General features: G+C 49.7%; 7 protein-coding genes. All 7 read right to left on the reverse strand.

The features are described 5' to 3' along the window. Positions 1-184 precede the first annotated feature (184 nt). On the reverse strand, positions 185-811 hold the full coding sequence (locus ACO0K3_RS10240; RefSeq protein WP_422984264.1) for a PEP-CTERM sorting domain-containing protein: 627 nt from the start codon (positions 809-811) through the stop codon (positions 185-187). Between the two features lie 548 nt (positions 812-1359). After that, positions 1360-1875 carry an REP-associated tyrosine transposase gene (locus ACO0K3_RS10245; protein ID WP_422984266.1) on the reverse strand — a complete coding sequence of 172 codons (516 nt, stop codon included), beginning with the start codon at positions 1873-1875 and terminating at the stop codon, positions 1360-1362. 254 nt (positions 1876-2129) lie between these two features. After that, on the reverse strand, positions 2130-2636 hold the full coding sequence (locus ACO0K3_RS10250; RefSeq protein WP_422984268.1) for a DUF5063 domain-containing protein: 507 nt from the start codon (positions 2634-2636) through the stop codon (positions 2130-2132). Positions 2637-3154: 518 nt separating this feature from the next. Further along, positions 3155-6514 carry a fused isobutyryl-CoA mutase/GTPase IcmF gene (icmF, locus tag ACO0K3_RS10255; protein ID WP_422984270.1) on the reverse strand — a complete coding sequence of 1120 codons (3360 nt, stop codon included), beginning with the start codon at positions 6512-6514 and terminating at the stop codon, positions 3155-3157. A 487-nt stretch (positions 6515-7001) separates the two neighbouring features. Beyond that, on the reverse strand, positions 7002-10643 hold the full coding sequence (locus ACO0K3_RS10260; protein ID WP_422984272.1) for an indolepyruvate ferredoxin oxidoreductase family protein: 3642 nt from the start codon (positions 10641-10643) through the stop codon (positions 7002-7004). Between the two features lie 762 nt (positions 10644-11405). Continuing rightward, positions 11406-12935 (reverse strand): ATP-binding protein, encoded by a 1530-nt coding sequence (locus ACO0K3_RS10265; RefSeq protein ID WP_422984274.1) that lies wholly within the window; start codon positions 12933-12935, stop codon positions 11406-11408. Next, entirely contained in the window at positions 12928-13641 is a 714-nt protein-coding gene (locus ACO0K3_RS10270) for a response regulator (protein ID WP_422954916.1), read from the reverse strand. The genes ACO0K3_RS10265 and ACO0K3_RS10270 overlap by 8 nt, the downstream gene beginning before the upstream one ends. Between the last annotated feature and the right edge of the window lie 9 nt (positions 13642-13650).

The raw sequence follows: 13650 nt of genomic DNA on the forward strand, positions 1-13650 counted from the left end.
TGCGGTGAAAATATTGACCTACGTTAGCACTTCTCGCACTTGTAATCGCGCCTGAAGAAAATGGAGAGCTTATTTGTGCAAAGTTAAAAAATTGAAAGCCATTTTGATATCCACAACTCAGATGTACGCGCACATAAAAAATCCCGGAACCAGTCCGGGATTTTTTGCTAACGAGTACAACCGTTTATTTTACAAAGCGTCTTACGCTGACAAACAGAAGCAGACCTAAGCCAAACAAGAACAGACCTGACGGCTCTGGAACGGCATTAGTTGCATACAATCTGAATGGAATGTTTAAACCTTGGTTTGGTGCATATCCAGTACCCAATTGAGATGCAGCGATTTGACTGCCGTTACCTGTGCCCTGGAAATGCATGTCGTCACCAGACAAAGACAACCAATAAGTACCTGCAGACAGATTAACGCCTGTCAGAGTAAATGCGGTCGTAATATTGGCGTTAGCGTTGATACTGCCCGTATTCACAGTGTAATAGTCGTTGTTCACAAAGTTAGTATTTTTTGTGTACAACAATCCAGAGTTATTAGCGGACCAGATTTTAATAATAATGTTTGTGCTCAAAGGATGAAAAAAACTCGCATCCCATTCCACTTGCAAATTGCTATAAGCATTCGTCAGCGTGAAATCATCAAACATCGTGTATTGACCCGCAGTACCACATGAAGAGCAATATCCACCGATATTCGTAGTATAAGAACCGTTATTGAAAATTGGCGTAGCGTTAGCGGAAGCACCAACCATCATGGCTACAGACAGTAGCACTGCTGCTTTAAATTTAGAAAAGAAGGACATTTTTTTCCCTGAGTTTGTTTGATTATTAAAGTAATAAAAGCATCTGACCGCCGACAATGAAGCATGCTTTACCTACCTTAAAGCAATAAACAGACCAATTGTTACATCGCATAAAAAAATCTTTTACAAATCAAGCGCTTATCTAGAAAAAAGTGTAACCAGTCTGTTACATTTTCATAGAAAATAACTCAATGTGTAAAATTTCCCGACAAGCCATTTATTTCCCGAATTGCAATTTTTAAATAAAGAAATAACGCATTGATACAAAAAATCCCGGATTGCTCCGGGATTTTTTTAATTCTTTACACATCGCTGCAATACTGCCCCTGAACTCGATCTGGGCAACATAATAGCTTCTCAATTCATTACATGATGAGGCATGCAGCACCAGCATCAACGTTTTCAAGGTATAAAAGAAATATTCAACGCCACCGCCTGACGTAATACGGTTTCGTATTATTTATATTCTGCAAATATTGCGATGAACTTCCTTGTATCTATCTAATATTTTTTACTCGACGGTCTATCCCATAAAAAATTGGCTAAAGCTATTGCGTACCCCATTCATCGGGGTACATACCATCACTAACCAAGCGATGAAACGACGACCAAGGCCATTTTTTTACGGTTTCCACCAAGCCATGTTTAACCGGATTGAAATGTAGATAATCCATATGTATCTCGTAGTCATAATCATCGCGAATCAAATGTTCCCAAAATCGATGCTGCCAAATGGTGCCTTGCTGTTTTTGCGCTCGGCGCTGAGTATGAAATTCTTCACGAAAATATTTAGCACCAACCGCAACCGTGACCTCGCGTTTAATCAAACGCCAGCGTGTAGAAAAATCAGCGTCGTCCTCTGGCAGAGTCCAGATGCAATGTAAATGATCCGGGAGCAAAACCCAAGCATCAATCTCAAACGGATGTGATGCTCGTACCTTGATAATCGCAGCACGCAAAGCTTCGCGTACATCTTCATTTGTCAAAATCGCTTGCCGACGCTCGGTTACCACCGTAAAGAAATACGTAGCTCCTTTGATGTTAGCGCGACGATAGCGGGACATGAAAATGAGCTCAATAAGATAGAAACCGCAAGCCTATCATGCACGAAACAAAGTGAAAATCACAACGAAAAAAATCGTAGGGAGGGTGCAACCCGCGCCGCCAGAATTTCCAAGATGCCGCGATGGTGATTTAATGCTTGAAAGGATATTTGAACGATAAATCGTTGGGTCTAATTTACAGCGCGGGTTGCACCCGCCCTACATGGCTGAACGTCGAGACACCAACGAGCGCAGGTTCCGACTTGAGCGCAATGTTATAGCTCATTCTTCACATCCTTTGAAATTACGAGGCAATGCAAAGCGAAAATAGCACCGACAGCATGACGTCCCCAATGATCACCATGCATCCGTGACCAATACCAAAGTGCACCCTCTATTTTACCAAGCTGATAATCTACAATGCCATGCTTTAAGTCTTTATAAATATCCAGTAAGTCATCTCCAACGTCACCTAATCCGGGTTCGTTTGTTGAGATAAGCGATGGATCAGGGTCAAAATATTCACTGTAGTAGAAGCCATTTAGATCGGATAAATTATCTTTTACAACTGTCAACTGCGCCTGCGGCAATTCGGGAAGGTCATCGCCCCAGTAGCCCATTCCGACTTTTGGTAAATTAAGTCCGGCTCCATGTAACTTACAAAGCCATGCCGATATTTGTGACGCATGGCTGACAGTGATAATCGTATTTTCGCACCAATGACAATAGCCAAGCGCAAGCTCAGCAAAAGATTCGACAACAGAGGTGTCCGCGATTTTCATGCGCTATAACGCGATTTAATTTTCATTTTGCAAAGATAACCGACAAATTAAAAATAGACAATTTGTTTCAACTCGCTGGAAAGGCGCATGGATGCTGCGTGTCTCTGGTTATATTGATCAAATATCCAGTATAACCAAATGGGCAAAAACATCACCTCGGCAAAACCGCGTTTGCTTGATCTAATGTTCGGACATTTGCGTTATTGGCGTTGCAGCTTGTCATCAGGTAGGCTGTAGGTAAGTTCGGTACGCTTTTTTCTGGGTGATTTGGCTTACACCATCTTTTTGAGATGGTGTGTCTGACGTCGAGGCTTTTTAATGGTGCGGGTGATTGAGCGGCAAGTTTGTTGTGTCGACGCATAAGTGACGTGAGGCCACAAGGGCAAGTGCAATGTGTGATGCTTGGCATGACGTCAAATGCAAGGATCGGCGGGTTACACCCGCCGAACATGTGACTGCATCCGACTATATTTGGCTATATATGGCTACATATGGCTATATATGCCTGTTTTGGACTATTACATATTCCTGCGATACTGGCCCCCGACCTCAAATAGCGCTGTCGTAATCTGCCCCAAAGAACAGACCCGCGCAGCCTCCATCAATTTCGCAAACACGTTTTCATCATTGATCGCTGCCTGTTGTAATGCGGCCAGTGCTTTTGGCGCTTCGTGGGCGTGGCGTTGATGGAAATCTGCCAGACGGGATAACTGGGATTGTTTCTCTTCGTCTGTCGAACGGGCCAGTTCGATTTTTTGCGGTGTGTCGTTGGCTTTTGGATTGCGGAAGGTGTTGACGCCGATGATCGGCAAGGTGCCGTCGTGCTTCAGGTGTTCGTAGTGCATGGATTCTTCTTGTATCTTGCCGCGTTGGTAGCCGGTTTCCATCGCGCCCAAGACACCGCCACGCTCTGCAATGCGTTCGAATTCTTGCATGACCGCTTCTTCTACCAGATCGGTAAGTTCTTCGATGATGAAGCTGCCTTGAATTGGGTTTTCGTTTTTCGCCAGGCCCCATTCGCGGTTGATGATGAGCTGAATCGCCAGGGCGCGACGTACGGATTCGTCAGTCGGTGTGGTGATTGCTTCGTCGTAGGCGTTGGTGTGCAGGCTGTTGCAGTTGTCGTAGATCGCGATCAGGGCTTGCAGTGTGGTGCGGATATCGTTGAAGTCGATCTCTTGTGCGTGCAGACTGCGGCCTGAGGTTTGGATATGGTATTTCAATTTTTGGCTACGGTCGTTCGCGCCGTATTTGTCGCGCATGGCGACTGCCCAGATACGACGTGCCACGCGACCTAAGACCGTGTACTCGGGATCCATGCCGTTGCTGAAGAAGAAGGACAGATTCGCGGCGAAATCGTCAATATGCATACCGCGTGCGAGGTAGGCTTCGACGAAGGTGAAGCCATTCGACATGGTGAATGCCAATTGCGAAATCGGGTTCGCACCTGCTTCAGCGATGTGATAGCCGGAGATCGATACCGAGTAGAAATTACGCACCTGATGATGCACGAAATACTCTTGAATATCGCCCATGACTTTGAGTGAGAATTCGGTTGAGAAGATGCAGGTGTTTTGACCTTGATCTTCTTTCAGAATATCGGCCTGCACCGTACCCCGTACATTCATCAATACCCATGCGCGGATTTTTGCGGATTCGTCCGCTGTCGGTTCGCGCTTATTGTCAGCGCGGAACTTGTCCATTTGCTGATCAATGGCGGTGTTCATGAAGAAGGCCAAAATCGTCGGTGCCGGACCGTTGATCGTCATGGACACCGAGGTCGCCGGATCGCAGAGATCGAAACCGTCGTACAGCACTTTCATGTCTTCCAGAGTTGCGACCGACACACCTGAGTTACCGACTTTGCCGTAAATATCAGGGCGAATCGCCGGATCAGCACCGTATAAAGTCACCGAATCAAATGCAGTGGACAGGCGTTTGGCATCCATACCTTGCGACACCAGTTTAAAACGACGGTTGGTACGGAATGGATCGCCTTCACCGGCGAACATGCGGGTCGGGTCTTCGCCTTCGCGTTTGAATGCAAATACACCGGCCGTGAACGGGAAGGAACCCGGGACATTTTCTAACATCAGCCAGCGCAGGATTTCGCCATGATCGACAAAGCGTGGCAACGCGACTTTGCGGATTTTGGTACCTGACAAGGTGCTGCTGACAAGCTGAGTGCGGATTTCTTTGTCGCGGATTTTAACGACGTATTCATCGCCAGAATAGGCGGCCTGCATGTCGGGCCACATGGTGATGAGTTTTTTAGATTCGGCGTCGAGGTGGGCGTCTTTTTCTTCTGCGAGGGTATTCAGTTCAAACAGAATGTCGTTTTCGCGCAAGCGTGTCTCCAGCGGGGAGCCTGGAGTTTTATCTCCTAACGCTACCGCGTTACGCCCTACTTTATCCAGCGACTCACGCAGCATGCGGGATGACTCCTGCAACTGCTGGCGCTCACGGGCAAAGACAACTTGCTTGCCGGTGTGCTTGTGGTATTGGCGTACTGTGTCGGCGATTTCGGCAAGATAGCGTGTCCGTGCGGCGGGTACGATGACGTTTTTTCCGCTGGAAAATTTGGCATGGACTGGCGCGAGTTTGCTTGGCGTAATTTTCAGGCCGCGCTCAGCCAGCGCAGGCAAGATACCTTGATATAAGGCCGTAACACCATCATCGTTAAAACGTGATGCCTGCGTACCGTAGACCGGCATTTCATCCGGCTTCTTGGTCCACATTTCCCGATTACGCTGATACTGCTTTGCTACATCACGCAAGGCGTCTTGTGCGCCCTTACGGTCAAATTTATTAATCGCCACGAAGTCAGCGAAATCCAGCATGTCGATTTTTTCTAATTGCGACGCTGCACCGAATTCCGGTGTCATCACATACATCGACAAATCAACATGCGGCACGATCGCCGCATCGCCCTGACCGATACCGGAGGTCTCGACGATCACCAGATCAAAGCCGGCAACCTTGCAGGCAGCGATGACATCTGGCAAAGCCTGGGAAATTTCAGACCCGGCTTCGCGCGTTGCCAGTGAACGCATGAACACCTTGAGCTTGCCGCCCCAGGGATTAATCGCATTCATGCGGATACGGTCACCGAGCAAGGCACCGCCAGATTTGCGACGTGAGGGGTCAATAGAAATAAGCGCGATATTGAGCTGATCATCCTGATCCAGACGTATGCGGCGTATCAGCTCGTCGGTGAGTGATGACTTACCTGCACCGCCCGTGCCGGTGATGCCAAAAGCCGGGGCAGTGATCTTGTCGGCGGCCTGATGCAAGGCATGGCGCAATTCCGGTGCGACACGATCATTCTCCAAAGCGGTAATCAACTGGGCCAGCGGACGATGAATCGCGACGATATCATCACTTTGCAAACGATCAATCGTCGTCGGTGCGTAGCTCGACAGGTCGGTATCACACGCTTGTATCATCGACAGGATCATACCGACCAGGCCGAGACGCTGTCCGTCCTCAGGGCTAAAAATCCGCGTGACGCCGTAAGCGTGCAGGTCGGCAATTTCATCCGGCACGATTACGCCGCCGCCACCGCCAAATACCTTGATATGCTCGCCACCGCGCTGCTTGAGCAAGTCGATCATGTATTTAAAATATTCGACATGACCACCCTGATAGCTGGAAATCGCGATCCCCTGCGCATCTTCCTGCAACGCGGCGGTGACGATTTCTTCTACCGAGCGATTGTGCCCGAGATGAATGACCTCTGCGCCGTTCGCCATCAAGATGCGTCGCATGATATTGATCGAGGCATCGTGGCCGTCGAACAGGGACGCCGCTGTGACGAAGCGGACTTTATTGGCTGGTTTATATTCGGTCAGTTTTTGGGCTACGGACAGGTCGGTCATGTCTTCCTCAACAATCTGGATTTTCTAATAATTTCAGGATGGATACAAAAACTGCTCCGGCAGTATTACAGCTCACCGCCGTACCAATCGCACGTCTCAATCTGTCGATATGCGGGACGGTGCAACTAGCGCTCTTTCAATTTTGTGTCGGTCTCGGGTTGGATCACCTAAGTTATATGACGTTAACGTAAACGTCAATCTAAATAACAACTCAGCGTTTTAAAAGGAAATGCTAAAAAACCTATACTAAGCATGGGAAATCAGACAGAGTTTGTTCACGCCAAACTCACCTGCTAGATCGGTTTTTTTAAAATTCTCGACAACCAATCCGCACTATCCATGCCGCTTTCCAGCCAAAAATGCCTGAAAAGCCGCGTCGGCATTGCGGATGGCACTAAAGAATATCTAAAAACTGCTCAAATTCGTCTTCCCGCAAGCATTTTGCTAGAAGACGAACATCTAGAACACTTCAGACAATTCAAACACCTCAGGCAGCGCGGGTAATCTCGCCGATCACGGGTGCTTTCGGTTTTTGCAACAGACGTGCTTGTTCAGCATAGTAGTTTTTCATGGCTTTTTCTTTAACATGACCAAAACCACGAACGTGCTCAGGCAAATTGGCAAGGGCGATCGCTTTCTCCAGATTGTCTTTGTTTAATCCACTCAGCAGGTTCGTGATCGTCTCGCGATAATTGACGATCAGGGCGCGCTCGGCTTTGCGCTCATCGGTGTAAGCAAAGAGATCAAGCTTGCTGCCGCGCAGGCCTTTGCATTTTGCCAGCAGCTTAAACGCCTGCCAGACCCAGGAACCATATTGCGCTTTGATCAGATGACCCTGACCATCTTTTTTCGATAACAGCGGCGGCGCCAGATTGAATTTCAAAGAAAAATCGCCTTCAAACTGTTGCTTCAGTTTGTCGGTAAATTGGCCATCGGTGTACAGGCGTGCCACTTCATATTCATCCTTATAAGCCATCAGCTTGAATGCATACTTCGCCACGGCAGTTGCCAGTTTATTGCCAGCACCAAGCGCGGCTTCGGCTGTGCGAACCTGACTCACCAGAGCTTGATATTGCTGAGCGTAGCCAGCATTCTGATAAGCCGTCAGATAGTCCACGCGACGCTTGATCAGGCTGTCCAGACTTTGCGGCATCTGCACGATGACAGGCGACGACGGGATCGCAATTTTTTCTACTTTTGCCAGATCAACAGCAGCACGGCGACCCCACAGGAAGGCTTTTTTATTCGACTCAATCGCAACGCCGTTTAACTCGACGGCGCGCATCAAGGCCGCTTCGGAAACCGGAATGGCGCCTTTTTGGTAGGCGAAGCCGAGCATGAACAGATTCGTCGCAATCGAATCGCCCATCAGGGCTGTTGCTAATCGGGTGGCATTGATAAAATCGACCTTGTTGCCGACCGCCTCAGCAATCAGTTGCTCAACCGATTCTGCGGGAAACTGCCAGTCAGGATTTTTAGCGAAAGGGCCGGTTGGCTGTTCGTGCGTATTGACGACGGCACGAGTGCGACCAGCACGCATCTTCGAGATCGCATCATGCGCACCGGCGGTCAGCATGTCACAACCCAAAATCAGATCGGCCTCACCGGTCGCGATACGCTGCGCACGCAAGCGCGCGACGTTGTCGGCAATACGGATGTGGGACGTCACCGAGCCATTCTTCTGCGACATGCCGGTCATATCGAGCACGGACACGCCTTTACCCTCCAGGTGCGCCGCCATGCCGATCAGGGCACCAATCGTAATCACACCAGTACCACCGATACCATTCAACAAGATGTTGTACGGTGCTGCGCAGGCTGGCAATACCGGCTCTGGCAATCCGCCGAAATCATCGGTCTTGGCAGTTCCGGTTTTTGACTTGCGCAAGGTGCCACCTTCTACCGTCACAAAACTTGGGCAGAATCCTTTGACGCAGGAATAGTCCTTGTTGCAGGAGGATTGATCGATCGTGCGTTTGCGGCCGAATTCGGTTTCCAGCGGCATGATAGAGGTGCAGTTTGATTGCACGCCGCAATCACCACAGCCCTCGCACACGGCTTCGTTGATAAACATGCGCTGGTTCGGATCAGGGAATTCTTTTTTCTTGCGACGACGACGTTTTTCAGCGGCGCAGGTCTGGTCATAGATCAGCACAGTCGCCCCTTCGATTTCACGTAATTCTCGCTGTACGGCGTCCATATCCTTGCGGTCATGCAAGGTCAAAAAGTCGGGCAAGTTGGAACGGTCGACGTATCTCGATAAATCCTCGGTCACCAATGCGATCCGCTTCACGCCTTCCGCCGCCATTTGCTGTGCCATCATCGGCACCGTGATGGTGCCATCGACGGGTTGTCCGCCTGTCATGGCGACGGCATCGTTGTACAAAATTTTATACGTGATATTGACTCTGGCAGCGACCGCGGCGCGGATTGCCAGATAACCCGAGTGAAAATAAGTACCGTCACCCAGGTTCTGGAACACATGTGGCAAAGTCGAGAATGCCGCTTGTCCTATCCATGGCGCCCCTTCGCCGCCCATGTGCGTAGTGAGCTTATTAAATTCGGGATAAATCGCAGTCGCCATCACATGGCAGCCAATCCCTGCCAGCGCGAGACTGCCCTCAGGCACTTTAGTCGAGGTGTTATGCGGACAACCGGAGCAGTAATACGCCGGACGTGGCGGCGTGTTCACGTCCTTGTTCAGCACCACATCTTTTGCTTCTAAAAAAGCCAGACGCGCTTTGATCAGATCGCTGGTGTAAGGTGACGGAAATAAGCGGGCAATTCGTGCCGCGATGACACGAGCAATTTGCGCAACGGAGAAATCTGCCTTCGATGTCAGCAACCAGTCGCCACGTGGATGAACCCATTCGCCTTTTTCATCGAACTTACCGATCACGCGCGGACGCACATCGTCACGCCAGTTGTAGAGTTGCTCTTTAAGTTGATATTCGACCATCTGGCGCTTTTCTTCCACCACCAGAATCTCCTCCAGTCCTTGCGCAAATTCGCGCACGCCGTCAGGCTCCAGCGGCCATGGCATCGAGACTTTATAAAGACGAATACCGATCTCAGCGGCGAATTGTTCATCGATACCAAGTTCTTCCATCGCCTCAAGTACATCAAGGTAAGACTTACCGGAAGCCACGATACCGAGCTTGGCATGAGGGCTATCGATGGTGGTGTGATTCAGCTTATTCGCACGGGCATACGCCAGCGCTGCGTAGATTTTGTAGTCCTGCATCAGCGCTTCTTGCTTGCGCGCCTGTATCCCCAGCGTATCCAGCGACAGGCGGGCATTCAATCCACCTTCTGGCATCACAAAATCGGAGGGATAGACAATCTTTAAGCGGAAGGGATCGGCATCCACCGAGGAGCTGGATTCAACCGTATCTGCCAGCGCTTTAAAACCGACAGCACAACCGGAGTAGCGGGACATGGCCCAGGCATGCAAACCCAGATCCAGGTATTCCTGCACATTGCAGGGATAAAGCATGGGGATCATGCAAGCCGAAAAAATATGGTCAGACTGATGCGGCAAGGTCGATGAGTACGCGCCGTGGTCGTCACCGGCAACCAGCAAGACACCGCCATGTTTGGAAGTGCCGGCATGGTTCATATGTTTGAAAACATCACCGCAGCGATCTACACCAGGGCCTTTGCCGTACCACATCGCAAACACGCCATCGTATTTGGCAGGGCCGATCAGATCGACGGTCTGTGTTCCCCAGACTGCGGTTGCTGCCAAGTCCTCGTTCACACCCGGAACAAATTTAACGCGACTATCTTCGAGTAATTTTTTGGTTTTCCACAATGTTTCATCCAGCCCACCCAAAGGCGATCCGCGATAACCGGAAATGAATCCCGCCGTGTTCAGACCTTCGGCCAGATCGCGCTGGCGCTGTATCATTGGCAAACGGACTAAGGCCTGAATGCCGGACAAAAATATCGTGCCGCTATTCGACGTATATTTATCATCGAGTTTGACGTCATTCAATTTGACCTGAGGTGAAGCGGGGGAATTCGGGGTTGCGGTGCTGTCTGGTGCGAATGATGCAGGCGATGCAGGCGCTCCAGAAGTTGAGGCGGACGTGAGTCCAGCAGACTCCATCGTAGGGTCAGATGACATAGTGGCTCCAAAATTTGTGATTTAGATCGCAAAGAACATGAGTCGTGTCCGGTAAGACACAAGTTTGCTCGTCACCTATAGCGAGGTATCGGGTATAGGATAGTTTGCGTTGGCTGAGATAGCAGCCATTTTATTCGAATCCGGTAAAAAATTCGATGTCAATCGGGCACGAAAGCGCGCGAGAAAGCAAATTCTGCATTGCTCATAACAAAGCAACATCTTGCTTATGCCACCGCTCAACAGCTAGTCCAACTGCTGCTCGCCCGCCAGTCACCGGCTTCACCGAATCAAAGCAATATCAAAAGAAGCTTCATGAATTTCGCTGCAGCGCTTCTTCGACTTCCTTTGAAATCTGCTGTGTTCACAGTGTAGGTCGCTAAGATGATTTAGGAAAATACGGAATTAAAATAGGGATATCACGAATACTGATACCCATTACTTATTTAATTCTTTTGTAGGAATCTGGTGTGAGTGTTATATGTCAGGACTTGCGCAAAAACGACAAGTTGCCTGTCACTATCGATATTGAATACGTAGGCTGGATGCGGCTTCCAGAGGTTTTTCGGGCCAACAGGCCCATTCCGCCTGCGGATTCGTTTTGAGAAATTATAAAAACCCTTGAATCGATATTTCATGGAGCCGCGCTCTCCTGCTAATACTGCTAATACTGCTACTGCTACCCCTGCTTTTCCTCTGTATCTCAGTGTCTCTGTGTCTCTGTGGTGAGAGGTCTTAGTTTTTTGCGTAAGTCCGTATGCGAGCTTATGCGTCGCGCTCTGTTGAGTGCGAGACCAAAGCATCATGCCGCCCCGGCAATAGGATCGTTGCAATCAAACCGCCCTCAGGATGATTTTTTAACTGTAATTCACCCTCGTGTGCCTGTACGATACTGCGGGTAATGCCCAGGCCTAAGCCCATGCCTGCCGCATTCTGATGGCGGCCATGCTCCAACCTGACATAAGGTTCAAATAAACTCGCAAACGCATCTTCAGGCACACCAGGTCCGTGGTCGCGGATCTCAATCGCGATTTTGTCTGCCTGCTCAACAACATGGATCTCGACTTGCTTGCCGTAGTGAATTGCATTGTCCAGCAAATTACCAACCGCACGCTTGATTGCCAGCGGCTTGGCAAAAATGGTCAGGCCGGACTCGTTAAACGAAATTTCATGGCCCGCAAGATGCGCACCTTTTACCATGCGTCCCAATAAGGCATCGAGACGTATTTCGGTAGGATTTTCGTAAATATCACTGTCTTTCACGCATTGCAGTGCGCCCTTGACCATCATATCCAGCTCATCCAGATCATCATGAAACTCGGCACGGACTGCGTCATCGTCAAGTAATTCGGTCCGTAATTTTAAGCGCACAATCGGTGTACGTAAGTCATGTGAAATCGAGACGAACAGACGCTCCCGATCGTCAATATATTTCTGGATGCGCTCACGCATTTCACCGAAGGCACGCGCGGTTTTGACAAACTCTTTACTGCCGGTCTCTGGCAATGGCGGCGCATGCTCACCCTTGCCAAAAGCTTGTGCCGCCTCGGACAAAGCCGCCAGCGGACGCGTGGTCCAGCGCACGACGAGGATCGACAACACCAGCACCGCAGCCAGGGACATCGCTTGCAGCAGCACACGGTCAGGAGAAAAAGGATCACCGCTTTTGAAGAAATAAGGGTTCGGCATCAGCGTCGCCATATACAGCCAGCGACCGTCATCCATTTCTGTCTGCAACACGAGTATCGGCGCGGGATTGGGTTCGGTGATTAGAATATGTTGTACCCATTTTTCCGGAACTTCACTGATCAGCGATCCGTCATCAGAAACCACCAGATCGGTAGGCCAGGCAAATCCTATGTGTAGCTTGGATAACTTGGGCAACTCCTCTTTGAGAGAGGTTTGTATTTGCTGTACCGCCAATGTGGTGAGCCGGTTATCCGTCATCTCTCTGAGCTTAACGGGTTGCTGGTTGATATTCACGAAAAACCGGGTACCGCCCATTTCACGGAATAGCTGGATGGTCAGGGGTCGGTAGTTTGAAGGCAATCCAAAAAAATAACGCATGGTCGAGGCCGCACTGCGGGCGACGTGCTGCGAAGACGCCTTAGTTTCGGCCTCAGATTCTATGCGCACCTGAGAAGTCCAGAAAGCGTTACCGACAACCTGGGTCAGCATGACACCTGCCACCATCACCACCGTCAGACGTCCGAGCAAAGAATGCGGAAGAATGCGGTGTAACAGGCGCTGAGAAAGAGACTGTCTAAGCGACGGACCAGGAGAAGGACTAGGCATGAGTACTGACGACATCGGCAGAAAAAACATAGCCGGCACCGCGTACCGTCTTAATCAATGCAGGCTGCTTGCCATCGTCATGCAGGCGCAGACGCAGGCGGCTGATCTGTACATCGAGCGAGCGGTCCAGCGGCCCCGCATCACGGCCACGCGTCTCTTCGCACAGCACATTACGGTCAAGAATATCGCCAGGATGTTCCACAAAATATTTTAATAATTGAAAATCCAGGCCGGTCAGTGCAATCACTTCGCCATGACTGTCGCTGACGGTACGTTCCACTGTGTCAAGAGTAAATCCGACAAAACGGTAGTAGCGTGGCGCAGCAGCATTTTCATTACCTGTACGACGCAGGATTGCCTTAATCCTGGCGAGTAGTTCGCGAGGGCTGTAAGGTTTTGCAATGTAGTCATCGGCACCGAGTTCCAGACCGACAATCCGGTCCGTTTCATCAGAGCTGGCGGTGAGCATAATGATGGGTACGTTTGAGCGGTTCCTAACCACCTTACATAAGGCAAACCCATCTGTGTCCGGCAACATCACGTCCAGAATGACTAAAGACAATTCATCAGCATAGCGCTGAAATTCAGTCAAAAACGATTCACCGTTGTGAGCAAGTTTGACCTCATATTGATTTTTTTCCAGATACGCTTTCAACAAGGTTCTGGTTTTTTGGTCGTCATCGACCACGAGTATCTTGCGTGTCATGTTGTGCTA

The organism is Undibacterium sp. Rencai35W, from assembly GCF_049340185.1.
Taxonomy (GTDB): Bacteria; Pseudomonadota; Gammaproteobacteria; order Burkholderiales; family Burkholderiaceae_D; genus Undibacterium.